Source organism: Octadecabacter sp. R77987, assembly GCF_042466115.1.
Taxonomy (GTDB): Bacteria; Pseudomonadota; Alphaproteobacteria; order Rhodobacterales; family Rhodobacteraceae; genus SW4.
Genome location: NZ_JAXHBQ010000001.1, coordinates 2,176,538 through 2,195,622, shown reverse-complemented (window position 1 = coordinate 2,195,622; position 19,085 = coordinate 2,176,538). Strand labels below are relative to the sequence as shown.

The following is a 19,085-nucleotide window of genomic DNA, read 5'->3' as shown; positions in this document are numbered from 1 at the left end:
TTTTTTTCACAGCTGATCCTTTCGGCAACCGGATCGAGTTTATGCAGGAATAGACTCTGTTTATGGCGAACCGTGCGGTAAACTCGGGCGCGGTGTCACCGTTCCAATCGCCACTGCCCAAGCGGTGCCGCTGGTTCAACTTGCCGCTTTCACCTGCCTTTGTTGCGGGCTAGAACCTTCGTATGCCCGTCACATTCGACACCCTCGCTGCGCTTTTGGATCATGGCTATGACGCGGTGATTGATGTGCGCAGCCCGTCCGAATTTGCCCAAGACCACCTACCCGGTGCGATCAACCTGCCGGTGTTGTCTGATAGCGAACGCGCCGAGGTTGGGACGATTTACAAGCAAGTCTCGGCGTTTGATGCCCGCAAACGTGGTGCCGCGTTGGTGTCGCGCAATGCGGCGAACCATATAGCCGGCCCGTTGAAAGATTTTGACGGAAGTTGGCGACCATTGGTCTATTGCTGGCGAGGCGGACAGCGATCGGGTTCGTTCACAAGTGTTTTGCAGCAAATCGGTTGGCGCGCTGACGTTTTGCAAGGTGGGTATCAGACGTATCGCCGTCTTGTTCACGCGGCGATGTACGACGTGGCCCTGCCGCATCGCCTGGTTCTCTTGGACGGTAACACAGGCACTGCCAAAACCGATATTCTGGGCCGATTGGCTGCGCTGGATGTGCAAACGATCGACCTTGAGGGGCTTGCCGGGCATCGCGGCTCGCTTTTGGGAGACATGCCCGAAGGCCAGCCAAGCCAGAAGCAGTTTGAATCTGCTTTGGCGACCACCCTTGTGGCGCTTGATCCGAACCGGATCACTGTGATCGAAGCTGAAAGCAGCAAGATTGGCAGACGGGTGATCCCACCGACAGTTTGGGCGCAAATGATTGTCGCGCCCCGCATCCAGATCGAGGCGCCTCTTGACGCCCGCGCAGCATGGCTGGTCGAGGCATATGCCGATGTGATCAATGACCACGCGCGCCTGCGCGCCAAGCTGGACTACCTGCGCCGCCATCGCGGTCATGCCGTCGTTGATCGCTGGGTGGAACTGCTTGATCGCGGCGATAACCAAAGTCTTGCCGCTGACTTGATCGCCGAGCACTACGATCCGGCATACGCGAAATCACGTGCAAGCCACGGGCATGATGTCCTGGCGGTTTTGCACAGTGAAACGCTTGCTTCCGGCGGGCGGGATGCGCTTGCGGCGCAGGTCAAGCAGGTCTTGGCGCACTTGTGATCACATACATGCCCTGCTCCTTTGTCACGGTGCCGATAGCGGCCGCGGTGTAGCCTGCAGCACGCAATTTCTTAACTGCCGCGGCTGTGGAATCTGGCGCTACTGCGGCCAGCAACCCACCTGCGGTTTGCGGATCAAACAAAAGATCAGCGCGCGGACCTGTTTCACCCAGAACAGAGTCTATTCCAGCCAAATTGGCCTGATACAGGCTCGATCTTGTTCCGCTTTCAGACAGTGTAAGTGCGCCATCCATCAGCGGAATATCATCGAGATTGAGGTGCGCGCCGACTTTTGATGTGTCGCACAAGCCAGCCAGATGACCCGCAAGGCCAAAACCCGTCACATCAGTCATTGCATGGGCATCGGACAGGATTTCCGCGGCTTTCGCCTGCGATTGGCTCATCATCTGCAGCGCTGTGATCACGTTTTCACCGCGGGCAGCACCCACCATTTCAGCAGCCATGATCACACCCGATCCAATCGGCTTCGTCAGGATCAACACATCACCAGCTTTGGCACCTGCAATCGTGGTCGGGGCAGACCTGGCCAGACCGGTGATCGTAAAGCCGATTGTCAGTTCGTCCCCAAGGGATGTGTGGCCGCCAACAATGGCCGCGCCTGCCTCGCGCATCACCTGATCGGCGACATGCATGATTTCCGCCAGCGTGCGCCTTTGCAATTCGGCCGACATGCGCGGCAAGACCAGATTGATTGTCGCAGCTTGGGGGGCGGCGCCCATCGCCCAGATGTCGCCCAGCGCGTGAATCGCCGCGATACGGGTCATAACAACCGGATCGTTGGAAAACGCGCGCAGATGATCGGTGGTCATGACCTGAATCACATCGCCCGTGCGCAAAATCGCCGAGTCATCACCCGCGACCGACAGCACATCGGCACGCCCGTTTTGAGGTAAGCCCGCAAGAACATCGCGCAATGCGCCACGCCCGACCTTGGCCCCGCAACCGCCGCACATGGGCTTGTCGCCCACAGCCTCGGCCAGACCAAGCGCAGCTGTGCGCGGTATCTTGGGGTGCTCCATTTGCGGCAGATCGCGAAACTGGTCCATGAATTTGCGGTCGATCCGGTCTTTCCAACGCCACAGCAGCGCACCCTTGCGCGCCGTCCCGAATTTCTCGGCGAGGGCTTCTTTCCCGCCAAGCGAAATCAGTTTGAGGTAGTCTTTTTGCGGGCGATAGTTGCGCAGGTCGCCACCGGACATCGCCGCACGGATGTTATCGAACAAAACAGGTGCTTGCCGGACCGCAAAAACACCTGCCTTTGGGCGCGGCGTATCTGTCATATGTGCACAGTCACCGACGGCAAAAATGGCGGGGTCGCTGCTGCGCAAGTCCGCCCCGACCTTGACGAAACCGTCCTGCAACTCCAAATCGGCCATCCCGATCCAGTCATGAGGCCGCGCGCCGGCGGCACCGCTTACGAAGGACGCCGCGATCTTGCGCCCGTCGGACAGCACCACCCCATCGGCAGTTACCCGATCCACGCCCATGTTTTCGATCAGCGCGACACCCTGCTTGGCCAGCGCCGCAATCAAAAGGCGGTGCGCTGTTTCACCGAATCCGTCAAGAATACGGCTACGATCAACAAGCGTGACCATGGGGTCATGCCCGCGACTTCGCAATGCATGGGCCATCGCCATGGCAAGTTCAGCACCCGCAACGCCGCCGCCAATCACCACGACCGAGGGGTCATCCGTTGTGTCGCGAAACACGTCCCAGCGCGCGGCAAAAGCGCCCAAGGGTTTCGCTGGAATCCCGTATTGGGCAAACCCTGCGAGCCTTGGCATCTGAGATGTGATCCCGACGTCAAGCGAGGCAATGTCATATGCAACAGGCGGGCGGCCCTGAACGGTGATTTCGCGCTGCGCGCGGTCAATCGCGGTGGCCTTTCCGTCAATGATCCGCGCGCCAGCGAACCTTGCAAGCTGGACAAGGTCGATATCAAGATCATCGCGCCCGTAATGCCCCGCGACAAACCCCGGCAACATGCCCGAATAAGGCGCAGTCGGACCGGGGTTGATGACGGTGACACGCACACCGGGCAGCGGGTTCATCCCCCATTTGCGCAACACAAGCGCGTGGGTATGACCACCACCGACGAGGACAAGATCCTGGACAAGGGGAAGTGTGGTTTTCATGTGCATAGCCTTAGCCCAGCGCGCTGTTCGGGGCCATTGGCACGATTGTCACGTCTGCGTCACTCATACCCCGTCATTTCAAGATAGCCGCGCCCCTGGTGGCTGCCGGTGATCCGCACCGGTCCCTCCCAGTATGGCACGCTGACATCCATCCAGGCGTCCGTGTTTATCGCGGCCACGGTCACATCGACGCCACGATCGGGCAGCGTGACCTGCCAAGTTGTCGGGATCTCGCGGTTTGCGACCCGTGACTGCTTGGTCGGGTGTGCACGGAATGCGCCGTCGGCATAGGGCGTAGCCGTGCCATCTGCGCCAATCCAAGTGGCCGAAGAATAGCTGCTGCCATCACTTTGGCGCAGCAGAAACCCCATCAACTTGTCGCCCGAGTCAAATGACAGCGAAAACCAGTCCCAGCCTGTCTGATTGTCCGAAAGCGGTTGCGACGACCATTCGCGATCAAGCCATGCTGTGCCGGTAACGGCAATTTCGGTGCCCGCCAGCGTGATCACACCGGAAAGGGTGTAATCGGGTTGCGAGTAGTAATACGATGCCTGCCCTGCCGCCGATTTGACGGAATAACCGTCGGCGCCATGAAACACGAGAGGGCCTTGCGCTGTCAGATCAACGTCATAGGCAAAAACAGGTCCGGTCGCTCTCATGTTCAATGTGTCGAAATCAGACCCTATCAAGGCCCAATCGTCGATCCAGGCCGCGAAGGGATCGGCTGTGACTCCTGCCTGACCGATACCGCCACGCGCCAGCCTTTCCGTGACAAAGTGATCGTCCGGCGTTGTCACTGCCGCGTGCCCCATCCAAAGCTGCGGCGATTGCCAGTTGTCCCCGTCCGCAGGGGTAAGGGCCGAGCGAAACAGTGTCCATTGCAAGCCATAGTCCGTCCCGTCGGGGCCGGTCATATTTGCCGTTAGATACCACCATTCAATCCGGTAATCTGGGTGCGCGCCATGGTCGCGCGGGAAGTCGAAAGTCGGTTCAGGGGATGGCACCGCAAACCCCTCCGCGTTACTGCCCAAACCCGCGAACCCTTGCGCTTGTGCCGTAAGCGGCAAAAGACAGCACAGCATAAAAATCCTAGCGTTCATTGGAAAACACCTTGAGCAGATCGCTTGCCGGTGTGCGTGCAAGACGCAGCGCCGGCCAAAGAGCGGCAAGGGCGGCTGCGCCAAGCGCAAAAACACCCAGCCGCAGGTAATCGAGCGGAAACAAATAAAGCGGGAGCCGCCAACCGAACGCCGCGACGTTAACAACGGCCAGTAGTATCCACGCCAACGCAAGCCCAAGGGGAAGCGCAAGCAGCGTCGTAACCGCGGCCAACACGACCGCGCGCGCCAATTCATACCGTCCGATCTGTGCGCATGTCAGGCCAAGCGCCCAAACAGGGGCCAGTTGCGGCAGACGCATCCCCGCAAGCGTCAGCAGGCTCATCAGGATGGCAAAGGCCGCTACGGCAAGCGTAAGGATGTTAAGGGCCGTTGTGACAGTAAAGGTGCGTTCAAACACCGAAAGCGAAAATGCCTTGATCCCCGCCTGATTGATCAGATTACCCCCGCTTAGCCCGAAATCATTGCGCAACGCAGTGGCAAGGGCGGGAACATCGCCTTGGGGCAGGCGCAGGCCGAAACGCACCGGTGTGACTTCGGGGTAGGTTTGCGCAAAGAGGGCTTCGGTAATGACGGCCTGCCCGATCGGGTTGCCATAGTCCCCGTAAACACCGATGACGGGCAGCGCGAGGTTCGCGGCAATCTGCACCGAATCGCCCAAGGCCAGCCCTGCGCGGCGATACAGCTGTTCGTTGATAATTACGCCTTCGCCACGCCCTAAAACATCCCACGCATTGTCTATGGCCATCAGAAACTGCCAGTTTTCGGAATAAGTTTCATGGGGGCGATAGCCATAGATTTCGGCAGGTAGCCCCGCCAGATCTCGCGCAACGGACTGGATCGGTAATACGGCGTCCACACGCGGCGCAAGGTAGGCTGCAAGGTCAGCCGCTTGCTGCGCGTCGTCGGCATAGACATAAAGTTCGGACGCGAGACGCTGGTCCAGAAAACCGACAAACGTAAGCCGAAAGCTTGAGACCATCGTTGACACGCCAACATTCGCGGACATTGCCAGAAGGAGCGCCATGAGAGCCAGCGAAAGCCCCGGAAGCTGTTGGCGCGTGTCGGCCCAAAACCAACTCGTTGTCGCGCTTTTGCCCATAGATTGCCCTACGGCAAGGACACGATCAAGGATCAACGGCAATGCAAGCGCTGCACCGATCAAAAGGGCCGCAAGGGCGCAAAAGCCCAATAATAGACCCTGTCCCAAGGCGATCAGCGCAAGCGAAAACAGCAGCAGGACCGCTGCCAAAGCGCCCTGCAAGCGCGCGCCCTTGCCAGCCGCCATCGCCCAAGCACGCGGGCGGGCCGACGCCAAAAGCGGCATGCGCGCCAAGCGCCAGAATGACCCCGCCGCAGCCAGACCCGTGCCACCTACGGCAATAGCCAGACCCGACAGCCACCACGATGGGCGCAGCTGCAGGTTGCCCGATACTTCGGCCCCGTAAAGACCGCGCAGGGTGGCCGCGACATCAGGCAAAAGCGCCGCCGCGATAAGATATCCAAGAAAGATACCAAGTGCGCCCGCCACAAGCGCCAGAAAAAGCAGCTCCATCGCCATGAGAGCTATCAATAAGCGGAGTGGAAAACCAAGCGCGCGCAGGGTCCGCACAACGCTGCGCCGCTGTTCGAACGCCAGACCAATCGCGCCATTTACGATGAAAATACCCACCGCAAACGAAAGCAGCCCAAAGGCTGTAAGGTTCAGGTGAAAGCTGTCTGTCAGCCGCGCAACATCGCTTGCGCCTTGGGGTGGGCGCAGTGTGAGGTCTGGCGCGATATCGGCAAGCGCGCGTTGGCGTAGCGGTTGGTCAGGTGCAACGATCAACCGCGAGATTCGCCCCTCGCGCCCCAAAAGTCGCTGCGCCACGCCGATGTCCGTCATCGCAATCATCGGGGCAATGTCAGTGGCGACTATGAGGTCCGCATCAATTTGACCACGCAGGGCGTCAACTGTGTCTGGCGCGCCAAATACCTGTCCGCGCCCCGTCAGGAAACTTGCGAAATCTGTGCCGGGGGTCAGGCTGACAGGGCCAATTGTGCCGGGCGATGTAAGTGGATCAATCCCGACGATCCGCACACCTTCGATCCGCCCTTCGACGACAGGGCTGACCAGCCAGCCCGCGCGGCGCAGCGCGACATAAGTGTCTTGGTCAATCGTTGTGTCAGCACCCGGAAGGAGCTGTGCAAACTGCCCTTCGCCCAAAGTTGCAGCCGCGGCATCATAGCTTTGGCGTGCTTCGGAGTTGACAGCTTGCACACCCGACCAAAGCGCTGTTGCAAGCGCCAGACCCGCAAGTAAAGTAATTAATTGCAACGGGTTGCGCCACCAGTGCGACAGAAGCGCCTGCAGGCCGGCGCGGATCATGCGATGCGACCTGCGCGCAGGTGCACCCGCCGGTCCATCCGTTCCGCCAAGCGTATCGAATGCGTCACCATCAGCAACCCTGCCCCAGTCTCGGCCACCAGTTCAAGCATCAGGTCAAGCACGGTCTCGGCGGTGTCTTCGTCAAGGTTGCCTGTCGGTTCGTCTGCCAGCACAAGCGCAGGGCGTGCCGCAAGGGTGCGGGCGATTGCCACCCGTTGCTGTTGCCCGCCCGAAAGCTGTTCGGGATATTTGCGCGCCTGTTCTGCCAACCCCATCCGCGTGATCAGTGCGTCCTCCCACACAGCATCGTGCCGCCCGGCAAGGCGCGCCTGAAAGCTGATGTTATCGGCAACGTTCAATGACGGGATCAGGTTGAACTGTTGAAAGATGACACCGACCGTTTCGCGCCGCATCCTGGCACGGGCGCGGTCGTCCATTCGCGCGATATCGGCGCCGTTGATATGGATTGACCCGCTATCAGGTGCGTCCAGCCCGCCGATCAGGTGTAACAAGGTGCTTTTGCCGCTGCCGCTTTCGCCCGTCAGCGCGAGCGAATCCTGCACGCCAAGGTCAAGATCAATCCCGCGCAGGACCGTGACAGGCCCATCTGCCGCGGCAAAGGTTTTTGTGACATTACGTGTTGTTAACAACATGCCCCTTCATCCCAGAGCGGGGCCGGAGGGGCAAGCGAAAGCGCCCTAGGCAAAGATGCCGACCAGCGCGACGACGGCGCCCGGCAGAACCGTGGCGATGGCATAAGTCACCGCTGTAACCCGAAAAAAGCGTAAGGTATTTTCGATCTGTCGCATGATTTCCCCCACTGGATCAGTCTTGCGATCAGGGACGCGCCGTCAAGCCCGAAGCATTTGATAAGAATCCCGCTTTCTTGCGCGTCGGCAATTTACCTTTTGATAGGGTCTTGGCGACAAATTCATCCGTGGGGGCGTTATTGTGCCAAAGGGTGAGAGAATGAAAACGATGATGATTGACGGCGTAAAGGTGTTGAAGCTTGAAGAAGCGCATCCAGAAGAAAGCCGCCGCACACAGGAAGCGATCGGAATGCTTCACTTGTGGACCTTGATCACCGGTGAAGACGACCTGCGCGACACAACCGTTGGGAACCGTCGGTTACGATGATGCGGATGGCGCGCCGATTTCTGGCGCGCCGCCACTTATGTCCAGTCAAGCACGACCTTGCCGCTGCTTCCTGACAGCATCGCGGCAAATCCATCCTGAAATTTATCAACCGGAAAGCGGTGGGTGATCACCCGGCGCACATCCAAACCGTTTTCAAGCATGGCAATCATTTTGTACCAGGTCTCGAAAATCTCGCGGCCATAGACCCCTTTGATCGTGATCGCCTTGAACACGATACGCGACCAGTCAACGGGGCTTTTGCCCGGAGGAATACCTAGCAATGCTATGCGCCCGCCCATCACAAGGCTTTCGACCATCTGATCAAGGGCACGCTGGTTTCCCGACATTTCCAGCCCGACGTCAAAGCCCTGTTTCATCTTTAGATTCGACACTGTTTCAGCCAGATCGTGTGTTGCAACGTTCACCGGAACCACGTCTGCGACCGTTGCTGCCAGATCAAGCCGGTCCTGATTTCACATCCGTAATCACCACATGACGCGCACCAACATGGCGGGCAACCGCCGCCGCCATGATCCCGATCGGACCCGCGCCCGTGATCAACACATCCTCACCAATCAGATCAAACGACAAGGCGGTATGCACGGCATTGCCAAGCGGGTCGAGGATCGCGCCAATCTCGTCATCAATCGCATCGGGCAGCGGGACAACATTGAACGCAGGCAAACGAAGGTATTCAGCAAAGGCCCCCTGTTCGTTCACGCCAATTCCGCGCGTTCCGGGATCAAGGTGAAACTTGCCTGCACGGCTTTGGCGGCTGGTTTTGCCAATCAGATGCCCTTCGCCAGAACAACGTTGGCCAATTTCCAGATCCTTGACGTCCCGCCCGATCTCGACGATTTCACCGGCGAATTCGTGGCCGGTGATCATTGGCACGGGCACCGTATGCGCGGCCCAGTCATCCCAGTTCCATATGTGGATATCAGTGCCGCAAATGCCGGTTTTTTTGATGCGGATCAGTACGTCTTCGGGGCCGATTTCCGGCACAGGTGCGCGCTCCATCCAAAGGCCCACTTCGGGCTTGGCCTTGACCAGCGCTTTCATCTGATTGCTCATGAGATCACTCCCGTAGCTTTGCCAGCCTGCACAAAGGCCGCCAGCGCCTGTTCAAGATCGGTGTGGGTCAGGGCGGCATTCATCTGCGTGCGGATGCGCGCCTGCCCTTTCGGCACGACAGGAAAGAAAAAGCCCGACACATAGACGCCAAGATCGAACAGTTGCGCCGCCAAGGCCTGTGCCTTGCGGGCATCATAGGTCATCACCGGAATGATCGGATGCTCGCCAGGCAACAGATCAAAGCCCGCGTCAGTTAACCCCGCGCGCCAGAACGCTGCATTGTCAAACAGCTGCCCGCGCAGATCATCACCGTTTTCGACCAGATCTAGAACGGCGATTCCGGCCGCAACCACTGAAGGCGGCAACGCATTTGAAAACAGATAGGGACGCGCGCGTTGGCGCAACAGGTCGACCACTGGCTGAGGACCGGCAATATAGCCGCCAATCGCCCCACCCAGCGCCTTGCCCAATGTGCCCGTCACCACATCAGCCGTAATGCCAAAATGCGTGGGCGTTCCCGCCCCTTTCGGCCCGATAAATCCGGTCGCGTGACAGTCGTCGACCATCAGAACAGCGTCATACGTGTCGGCAAGCGCGCGAATCTCGGGCAATTTCGCGAGGGTGCCGTCCATCGAAAACACACCGTCCGTTGCGATCATGATTTGCTGTGCACCAGCGGCACGGGCCGCACGCAACTGCGCCTCAAGATCATCCATATCCGAGGTCGCATAGCGATAGCGCTTGGCCTTGCTAAGCCGGATGCCGTCAATGATGGACGCATGGTTCAAAGCGTCGGAAATCACCGCATCCTGATCTGTCAAAAGTGTCTCGAACACTGCGCCATTCGCGTCAAAACATGCAGCGAACAGGATGCTGTCGTCATGCCCCAGAAACGTGGCAAGACGCTGTTCAAGCTGGCGATGCAGGTCTTGCGTTCCGCAAATGAACCGCACCGATGCCATGCCAAACCCGTGTGTATCCATTGCATCCCTGGCCGCAGCCACAAGCGCGGGGTGATTGGCCAACCCAAGATAGTTATTGGCGCAAAGATTGATCAGCTTGCGTCCGTCCACGGCGATATGCGTGCCTTGGGCTGTGGTTATCGGGCGTTCGGTTTTCCACAGCCCGTCCGCGCGAATCTCGTCCAAACGGGTCGTGATGCTGTCCAGAAAGGCGGTCATGGCGTTATCCTTTATCCAAGTTACGGCACGTTCTGCTGGGCATCACACCGCGCGTTTTTTAGGATGAGGTCAAGCAGGAAACCGGAAAGGGCTGACATGTCTGAAATCGTGATCTTGGGTGGCGCGCGCACCGCGATTGGCACCTTTGGGGGTGCCTTGGCCGGAACGCCACCAATTGACTTGGGGGCCACAGTCGCCAAGGCAGCACTGCAACGGGCGGGTGTCAGGGCCGACCAGATCGGCGATGTCGCCTACGGCCATGTTATCAACACCGAACCGCGTGATATGTATCTGTCGCGCGTTGCGGCCATGGATGCAGGCGTGCCCGACAGTGTTCCTGCGATGAATGTGAACCGGCTTTGCGGATCAGGCGTGCAGGCAATCGCGTCGGTCGTGCAAGCGCTGATGCTGGGTGACGCCGAATTCGGGCTTGCTGGCGGTGCCGAGTGCATGAGCCGGTCACCCTTTATCAATTCGGACGTTCGCTGGGGTGCCAAGATGGGCGATATCGCCATGCGCGACATGATGCTGGGTGCGTTGAATTGCCCGTTCGGGACGGGGCATATGGGTGTCACTGCGGAAAACGTTGCCGCAGAACACGGGATCAGCCGTGCCGCACAGGATGAATTTGCGCTGGAAAGTCAGCAGCGGGCGGCGGGCGCAATCGCGGCCGGTCATTTCGACAGTCAGGTCGTGCCCGTCATGGTCAGGAAACGCCGCGAAGAGATTACCTTTGACCGTGACGAACACCCGAAGGCGACGACCCTTGATGGATTGGCCAACCTGCGCCCCGCATTTCAAAAGGATGGAACCGTCACGGCGGGCAATGCTTCGGGCATCAATGATGGCGCGGGTGCGATAGTGCTTGCGCGGCTCGATTCCGCGATTCAGGCCGGGTTAGAGCCTAAGTTCCGCGTCTTGGGCTACAGTCACGCAGGTGTGCGCCCCGAGGTTATGGGTATCGGGCCCGTCCCCGCGGTGCAGAGTTTGTTCGCCAAGACGGGGCTTGGGCCGGATGACTTCGACGTGATCGAATCAAACGAGGCATTTGCCGCGCAAGCCCTCGCTGTGACGCAGGAACTTGGGCTTGATCCCCAACGCGTGAACCCGAATGGCGGCGCGATTGCGCTTGGCCATCCCGTTGGGGCGACAGGTGCGATTATCACGGTCAAGGCAATGTATGAACTTGAGCGGATCAAGGGAAAGCGCGCGCTGATCACCATGTGCATCGGTGGCGGGCAGGGTATCGCGCTGGCGATCGAACGCTTCTAGCGCAGTTCAAACACGGCGCGCGCGTTCAGCCCCTGCGCGTCGATCACCGTGAGCGACGAAAACCCGGCACCCAAGCCCGTCAGGTCAAGCTGGCGGGTCTGCGTTGTTGCCACGGGCGCGCCATTGGCCAGCCACGTGAAGGGCGCGTGACCATCGCTGATCCGCCCGATGATTTGCGTGCCGTCTATGATCGCGCCGTCAGGTGGAAACACGATCTGCGGGCCGCCTGTTGCCGCGATAATCTGCCCGCGAGGGCGAAAGCGCTGCAATGGCAGGGGAAGCTGTGCGTTGCTGACCAGCAGTGTGGCAGGTGGCGGCGGGGCGATCGGGTCGATCCGTGATTTCAACCGCTCGAAGGTGGCGAAAAGGACGGGTGCGGCAAGATCGCCACCAAAGGCACCGGGCACGGGCGTGCCATCGGGCCGCCCCATCCAGACACCAACCACATGCCGCCCGTCAAACCCGACCGCCCAAGCATCGCGGTGGCCATAAGATGTGCCCGTCTTAAAGGCAACGCCAGACCCCATGACGCCGCGTGGGCGCGGTGTTTCCAGCAGGATGTCCGCGACCTGCCAGGCCGCCACATTGCCAAGGATTGTTTGGCCTGATTGTTGGTCGATTTCGTCTCTGTTCCAGCGCAAATCGACCGCTTCTCCTCCGTTGGCGATACCGGCATAAAGCTGCACAATGTCTTGCAATGTCACGCCAACACCCCCCAGACCCACAGCCAACCCAGCGCGTCCACCGGGCACTTCGGGCTGCACACCAGCGCGGCGCAGCCCCGCAATCAGGTGCTGTGGCCCCATCGCGTCAAGGATGCTGACAACGGGAATGTTCAGCGACATCTGCAAGGCATCGCGGACCCGCACATCACCGCGAAATTGCCCGTCAAAGTTTTGCGGCGCATAGCCGTCAAAGCTGACAGGTTGGTCGGCGATCAACGTTTCGGGGTGGGCCATGCCCTGATCAAATGCGAGACCATAAATCAACGGCTTGAGCGTCGATCCGGGCGAGCGCAGAGCCTGTGTCATATCGACAAAACCTTGGCGCTGATCGGCCTGAAAGCCGGCTGACCCGACCGAAGCAAGGATTTCACCGCTTTGATGATCACCGACGAGGACCGCGATCTGGATCCTGTCGCCCAAGGGCGCGACTGTCGTTTGCGCAAGCGCTTCGATCTGGATCTGAAGCGCGCGGTCAATCGTCAATTGATGGCGTGATGCGGTTGGACTATCCGCGAGGACTCGGTCAGCAAGATGCGGCGCGAACGCGGGAAAATCGACGCGTTGGGCCGAAATAGACTCTGTTTTGGCAGCGATCAACGTGCTTTGATCCATGCCCAGCGCGTCCGCGACGCGCGTCAAAACCTGATCACGCGCGGCGTTGGCAGCGAGCGGGTTGCGATCTGGCCTGCGCCGTTCGGGCGATTGCGGCAAAGCAACCATCAAGGCGGCTTCGGCGGGTGTCAGCCGCGTGGGCGGTTTGCCAAGCCATGCATAAGACGCTGCGCGCACCCCTTCGATGTTGCCACCAAAAGGCGCGCGGTTCAGATAAAGCGTCAGGATTTCATCCTTGCTAAATCGCGCTTCAAGCGCCCATGCCACACGGATCTGGCGCAGCTTTCCGGACAGGGTGCCGGTGCTGCCGTCCTCAAGCAGTCGCGCGACCTGCATCGTCAGTGTTGATCCACCAGACACGACGCCCCTGTTCCACAACGCTTGCCCAAAGGCCCGCGACATCGCGATCAGATCGACGCCACCGTGGTCGTAAAACCGCTTGTCCTCGTAGGCGATCAGGGCCGCGACATAGTTTCGGTCGACCCCCTCCAACGTCACAGCCATCCGCCAACGCCCGTCCGCAACCGTATAGGCGCGCAACAAATCGCCGTTGCGGTCCAGCACCTCGACCGCGGTGTCGATGGCAAGCGGTGGCAGATCAGTCGCGGCCACCCATGCGCGCAATTGATCAAGCGTTCCGGCAGAAATGCCCATCGCCAAGGCCACAGCAACAAGGCAATGGGCAAGCCGCGTCATTGGCTGATCACGATCCGCCCTGTGTCGGTGCGGGCGCGGTATTGTGGGCGATACATGTCCTCGACGCTGGCGGCGGGATGATGGAAAGCCCCCGGAGACACGGCGCGCACGACATAGGCAAGGCGGAACGCCTGATCCGAACGCCAATTGACGGCGGCGATAAACCGTTCGGAACGGAATTCGGCGTTTTCCCCGCGGACGGGATCAAGCCATTCAAGCGCGCGGATATCGCCGCCTTGCAGCAGGTTGGGGTTGTCAATCTCAAAACCTGCGGGAAGCGGATCATTGACGATCAGCCGCGCCTCGCGCCGCCCGAATGGCGCGACGGTGATCACAGTTACCAATCGGGTGCCAACCGTGACAGCGGCAGGATCAGCCGGCGCGCCTTCCATCGTGTAGTATTCCCGTGTGATGGCATAACCGTTCCCGCCTGCGGGTTCGTTGCCATCGGGCACACCAAAAGTCGTGACGGTCAGTTCGGTTTCACCCGTTCCGGTGTTGGCCACCTTGACTGGCTGCACCGTCACATCGTCGCTCAGGACGCGCACCAATGGGCCATCGGGAATTTCACCGTTGATCATGATGCCTGTCTCGCGCAGATCGTCAATCAGTGCGTTGGCGGCCATCAGGCTCCAGGTGGCTTCCTGGGTCGAAACGTATTCGCCGGGCCGCGCGATATGGCGGGCCAGCATGTCACGATCAACGGCGTTGGATCCGGCCTCGACCGCGAGGGTCAGAACGGCCGCGCTGTCACGCAGATAGGTGCCGTAATCAATGCGCCAAAGTGGCGTTTCAACCTCGTTGATCCGGCGTGTGATCTGCGCCGAAGCCTGCGCGAACATCCGGTCCGCACGTGTCTGATCACCATAGAAGGCGAGCGCCGCGCCCAGTTGCGCCGCGCCCAACGGGGTGGAAAACGCGGTTGCCCGTTCGTCTGCAAAATAGCGCAGATCGCCGACCGCTGCCGCCCCTTCGCGGGCCAGAACCATCAATGCATAGGCAATGTCTTCGCCGCCGGTTTCAAAGTCGGGGGCATAGTTGACGCGGTTGAGCAGGTTATCCATTGCCGACTGGAACGCGCGATCAGACACCGCATGCCCACGCGCCCGTGCACGGCTTAGGAAATCTGTAACGTAGGCATCAAGCCACAGATCGCCGGACGAAGGACGCCACAACCCGAACGCCCCGTTTGCGGATTGATTGGCAAGGATTTCGGTGATTGCCTGATCAATCCGCTGCGCGACCTGATCGGCATTTGCCAATCCCATGGCTTGGGCCACGTCATCAAAGTAAAGCAGCGGTAGCGCGCGCGAGGTCAACTGTTCGGTGCAGCCGTAGGGATATCGATCAAGGCTTTGCAGCAGTCCCGGCGCATCAAAACGCGCAAGCGGGCCAACTGACAGTGTTGCGCTGCCAGTGCGGGGCATCAGGCCGTTGAACACATTGGCATCGAACGTAAACGTATCCCCCGCCGCGAGGGTAAACCGCGATGTCCGCGAGATTTCGGGATCAAGCGCGCGCACGGGCATGACCAGATCGCGCGTTAGAACGGTCCCGTCAGGGGTTGTCAGTTGCACAGTGAACCCGTGATCGCCGACCTCTTGCGCCGTGAAGGGAACCGAGAATGTCGCCTTGCCTTCGGGTGCAAGCATGAATGTATCCGGCAACAGTTGCCCATCCAAAAGCAGGCCGGTTTGGGTCAGCCCAAGCTGCATTTCGCCAGCGGGGCCATCGGCGTGCACCACTTCGATCAACAGGCGGCTGCGATCGCCGGGGGCAAGGAAACGCGGCACGCTGGCCGTCACGACAACCGGATCGCGCACCAGCACATCGGCCTCGGCTTGCCCAACGCCGCTGCCCGACCACGCCACCGCCATCAGGCGCAGTGTGCCGTTGAATGCGGGCAGGTCGAACGAAACATTGGCGGTGCCGTCCGCGCCGACTGTCACGGGACCGGCGAAAAACGTCACCAGATCCTCGGTCGGTGGCGGGGATTGCATCGACATCTGCGCCATCGCATCGCCGCCTGAACGCACCGATCCCATCGCACCATTCATCCCGTCAATCAAACGCCCGTAAATGTCGCGCAATTCGACGCCAAGTTTGCGTTGCCCAAAGTAGTGGTCCTGGGGATCGGGGCTTTGGAAGCCTGTCAGGTTGAGGATACCCAGATCAACGGCGGCAAGCGTCACATATGCGGTTTCACCATCGGCGACACCATCAACTTGAATACTGACATCCATTGGGCCGCGCGGGGCGACATCGGCGTTCCAGTCCAGTGACACGGCAAGCGCCTTATCGCCCGGATCGACGGGCGCATAAGACAGACCCAGTGCGCGCGCCGGGTTGCGCCCGGCGGCGACATCCATCGGGCGGATCACGCTGGCCGTCACATAGGCGCCTGCGCCCCATTCTTCGGTGACGGGCAGCGGGATCAGGTTTTCGCCTTCTGTCACTTGCACGGTTTTCATGGCGATTACGCGATCAGACATGACAGTGACAACGGCCGTGCCCGCATAGCGCGGCACAATCCGAAAACTGGCCGTGTCGCCAATCGCGTAGCTTGCGGCATCAAGCGACGCTTCGAGCAGATCAGGCGTGGTGCCAGCATCGGCGGGTGCATACCAACCGGCGTAGAAATCGGTTGACGAGGCGACGTATTCACCGTCCAACCGTTCCACGACCACCTCGTAACGGCCCCATTCAACGGACGCGCTGATGTCGGTGGGTGTGTCGCCCAACATCGCTTCGCCTGTGGCAATCCGCGTGCGGGTTGTGACAGGGTCCCAGTTCCAGTTGCCACCAATCTGATACCATTGATAGCGCGTGCGCACGCGGTTTACCGTCCATTGCACCTGCATCGGTTCGGCTGTCAGATCGGGCGACAGACCGATCACCGCAAAGCGCGCTTCGCTGTTTTCCTCGATCACGCCGTCAAACAGCGGCTTGATCCCGATCATCGCGGATTCGGGCAGAACGGGCGCTGTGATCTGGCGTTCAACGGGGCGCCCCGATCCTTCGCTGATGCGGGTCGTGACACGCAGTTCAAGCGGACGTCCGGCTGCATTGACATCGGGCATATCAATCATGACCTGGGCCGCCCCATCGGCGGCGGTGCGCCCCGCAGAAAGTGACGTCAGGCGTGCGTTGACCGGATCGTCATAGCGCCCGAAGGCGTAGCCCTCGAAACCGTCGATGGATTGCGCCGCGCGCAGCAGTGCCTCACCCTCGATTGGCAAATCGCCAGCGGGCGGGCCGAACAGATAGCGTGCCGATATCGTCAGCGGCGGGCTGTCGCCTTGGCGCAGGGTGTCTGGCAGGGCCAAGTCAAAATCAATGCGTTCGGGCAGGAAATCCTCGACCAGCACCGAACGGGTCGCGAGCGCGGGCGCGTCCACATCCGCCTTGAGGTCTATGCGCCAAGTGCCTCGCGGGGCGGAACCGGCAACCGGCAGGGCAAACACATGCCCGCCCGCCAGATCGTCCACCGAAGCGATCCGGCTGTACTCGACGCCATCAGGGCGTGACAGGATTGCTGTCAGCGGCACATTGGGCAGGGCTTGGGTCGTGGCATCGCGCATCAGGGCGGTCACATGGATCACCTCTCCAGCACGATAAGCGCCGCGATCCGTGGCAAGGAAAACATCCATCGGCGGGCTGGGTTCACGCCCTTCCACGCCACGGTCGGACAGATCAAAGGCGGGGTCGGTCAAGGACAGGAACGCCATGTCGTCGCCTTGTTCAACCGTGACAAGGGCGGGCGCGGATGACCCCGTTCCGCGGGTCAGGCCAGCGGCGAATTGCGCAACACCTTCACCATTCGTTTGGGCTGTGCCCAGCACCGCGTTGGCGCGCGACAGCAGTGTCACAGTCGCATCACCGCGCGCAGTTGCATCGCCAAGGCCGCGCACCATGACCGTCAACCCGTCATTGCCCAGCATTGTGGCAATGCCAAGGTCGGACAGAACGAACCACTGTGTTGCGGCGGGTGCCTCGTAAGGGTCAGCGCCGGGGATCGCGGCAGAGAGAACATAAACACCGGCGGGCTGCCCTGCGATGGCCTCGTCCATCGGCAGGCGGGTCGTCATATCGCGGTTCAGATCGTTCGCGACGATCGCTGTGCCTTGCCAGATTTCCTCGGCCACCTGATCGGCAAAGGTGCCTTCCTGATAGGGGTAAAGCGGGCGCGCGAAATAGCCGTCTTGGATTGAGCGGATGATATTGCGGTCACTCACGCGGCGCAGGGTCAGGTCCAGTTCGTCGGTGTTCACGGTTTCGATCGGCAAGGCCGCCTCGCCAGTGCGGGGCAGAACATAGGCGCGCCCGGTGAATCGCGCGCCGGGGGTGCGGTCACGCACATAAAAGCTCAGCTCGACAGGATTGATCAGTGTTTCACCAGACGCCGCAGGCAAGCCGGCACGCATCACAACGCGATAGCGCGTGCCATGCGTGACGCCGTCAATGCAAATCTGGTTATCCTCGGCCTCGACCGTCAAGGCGGAATCGGGAAGCTGGACATAGGGCGCGTAATCGACACCAGCGCGCACAAGCGGTTCATTGAACGTGGCGCAGATACGCGGGGTCGCGCTGTCGCTTTCGACTTCGGTATCGGCCACGCGAAAGCCGAACAGACCGATGGCGCGTTCCAGTTTCGCCTGCGTGTCGCGGCGCGGTTGGATGGTGTTGGACAGGCGCAGGGCGTTGATGCTGGTGCGGCCGCGGTCTGCATCTTCAAGCGCATCGGCCAGATCAAGCAGGGCGGCCGCCTGTTCAGGCACGGACAAGGCGCGCAGGTAGCCATTTATCGTGGCAGGAAGGGCGCGGGCACGCAGGGTGCGTTGTTCGCCGCTGTCACCGCTTGTCACCACACGGGCGCGGCGTGAATACTCAAGCCAAAGGTCGGACGCATCGGTGATCGCAAGGGCCGCGCCTGTGAACTTGAGCGCGGCAAGCCTGTCATTACTTTGGTCGCGCACCCGCGCGGCATTCAAAAGGTCAGTCGCCGAATACTCGTCAGACGAATGGAAACGCCCCATCTGGACGGCAAGGGAACGTGCCGCATTCAAGTCACCCGAATTCAGGAAGGACAGATCGGAAATGCGCGCCTGCGCTTGCGCCAAAACGGCAGGATTCGTCAGATAAATCCGGGCCGAAATCGCACCATCATAGGGTTCAACCTGCGTGACATCGCCTTTCGGGAAACACGCGCCAGACCGCTGATTGAACGTGAACGCGCGGCACTGTGAATTAGCGAGGCAGGCCGCCTGGCAGGCATCCAGTGTCGTGTCGAAAATATTGGCAAGGTCTGATCCGTAGAAATCGACGTTCTGGGAAATCGCGGCGCGCCTGTCGGGAACGATGTCTTGCGCAAATGCGGTTGTAGCAAACAGACCGAAAATGATCGCCGCGAAAAATGCACGCATCGGAATTCTCCCTTGGTGTAATGAAGCAAGGGTCGCACCGGTTCCTTGATTATGCAAGATTCGTCATGTGCAGGAATTGGTCAGGTTTT

At 60.4% G+C, this 19,085-nt stretch carries 10 protein-coding genes and 1 pseudogene; 3 read left to right on the top strand and 8 right to left on the bottom strand.

Going from position 1 to position 19,085, the window contains the following annotated elements; translation table 11 throughout:
- Positions 1-182 precede the first annotated feature (182 nt).
- The gene (mnmH, locus tag SJY21_RS11085) at positions 183-1,235 is read left to right on the top strand and encodes a tRNA 2-selenouridine(34) synthase MnmH (protein WP_377510355.1); all 1,053 of its coding nucleotides are present in this window, start codon (positions 183-185) and stop codon (positions 1,233-1,235) included.
- Here the strand turns inward: mnmH and selD are convergent.
- Genes selD through SJY21_RS11065 form a run of 4 tightly spaced genes read right to left on the bottom strand, consistent with a single transcriptional unit; the run spans position 1,210 to position 7,529 of the window.
- The gene (gene selD / locus SJY21_RS11080; protein ID WP_377510352.1) at positions 1,210-3,390 is read right to left on the bottom strand and encodes a selenide, water dikinase SelD; all 2,181 of its coding nucleotides are present in this window, start codon (positions 3,388-3,390) and stop codon (positions 1,210-1,212) included. The genes mnmH and selD overlap by 26 nt on opposite strands.
- Before the next feature lie 59 nt (positions 3,391-3,449).
- Entirely contained in the window at positions 3,450-4,490 is a 1,041-nt protein-coding gene (locus SJY21_RS11075; RefSeq protein WP_377510349.1) for a lipocalin-like domain-containing protein, read from the bottom strand.
- Positions 4,480-6,876: an FtsX-like permease family protein gene (locus SJY21_RS11070; protein ID WP_377510346.1), complete on the bottom strand. Its 2,397-nt coding sequence runs from the start codon at positions 6,874-6,876 to the stop codon at positions 4,480-4,482. The genes SJY21_RS11075 and SJY21_RS11070 overlap by 11 nt, the downstream gene beginning before the upstream one ends.
- Positions 6,873-7,529 carry an ABC transporter ATP-binding protein gene (locus SJY21_RS11065; protein ID WP_377510343.1) on the bottom strand — a complete coding sequence of 219 codons (657 nt, stop codon included), beginning with the start codon at positions 7,527-7,529 and terminating at the stop codon, positions 6,873-6,875. Before SJY21_RS11065 ends, SJY21_RS11070 begins: the two co-directional genes overlap by 4 nt.
- 316 nt (positions 7,530-7,845) lie before the next feature.
- On the opposite strand from SJY21_RS11065, the gene SJY21_RS11060 reads away from it, so the two are divergent.
- Complete coding sequence (locus SJY21_RS11060; protein WP_377510340.1) at positions 7,846-8,013, top strand: hypothetical protein; 168 nt, start codon at positions 7,846-7,848, stop codon at positions 8,011-8,013.
- Between the two features lie 35 nt (positions 8,014-8,048).
- Here SJY21_RS11060 and tdh read toward each other — a convergent pair.
- Both tdh and SJY21_RS11050 read right to left on the bottom strand, forming a co-directional pair.
- Positions 8,049-9,087: pseudogene (tdh, locus tag SJY21_RS11055) on the bottom strand (L-threonine 3-dehydrogenase).
- A complete protein-coding gene (locus SJY21_RS11050) occupies positions 9,084-10,268 on the bottom strand; it encodes a glycine C-acetyltransferase (RefSeq protein WP_377510338.1) in 1,185 nt (394 codons plus the stop codon). The pseudogene tdh and the gene SJY21_RS11050 overlap by 4 nt, the downstream one beginning before the upstream one ends.
- A gap of 96 nt (positions 10,269-10,364) precedes the next feature.
- Between SJY21_RS11050 and SJY21_RS11045 the strand changes: the two genes are divergently transcribed.
- Entirely contained in the window at positions 10,365-11,540 is a 1,176-nt protein-coding gene (locus SJY21_RS11045; protein WP_377510335.1) for an acetyl-CoA C-acyltransferase family protein, read from the top strand.
- Here the strand turns inward: SJY21_RS11045 and pbpC are convergent.
- Positions 11,537-13,573: a penicillin-binding protein 1C gene (gene pbpC, locus SJY21_RS11040; protein ID WP_377510332.1), complete on the bottom strand. Its 2,037-nt coding sequence runs from the start codon at positions 13,571-13,573 to the stop codon at positions 11,537-11,539. The two genes, SJY21_RS11045 and pbpC, sit on opposite strands and share 4 nt — an antisense overlap.
- On the bottom strand, positions 13,570-18,996 hold the full coding sequence (locus tag SJY21_RS11035; protein WP_377510329.1) for an alpha-2-macroglobulin family protein: 5,427 nt from the start codon (positions 18,994-18,996) through the stop codon (positions 13,570-13,572). Before SJY21_RS11035 ends, pbpC begins: the two co-directional genes overlap by 4 nt.
- Between the last annotated feature and the right edge of the window lie 89 nt (positions 18,997-19,085).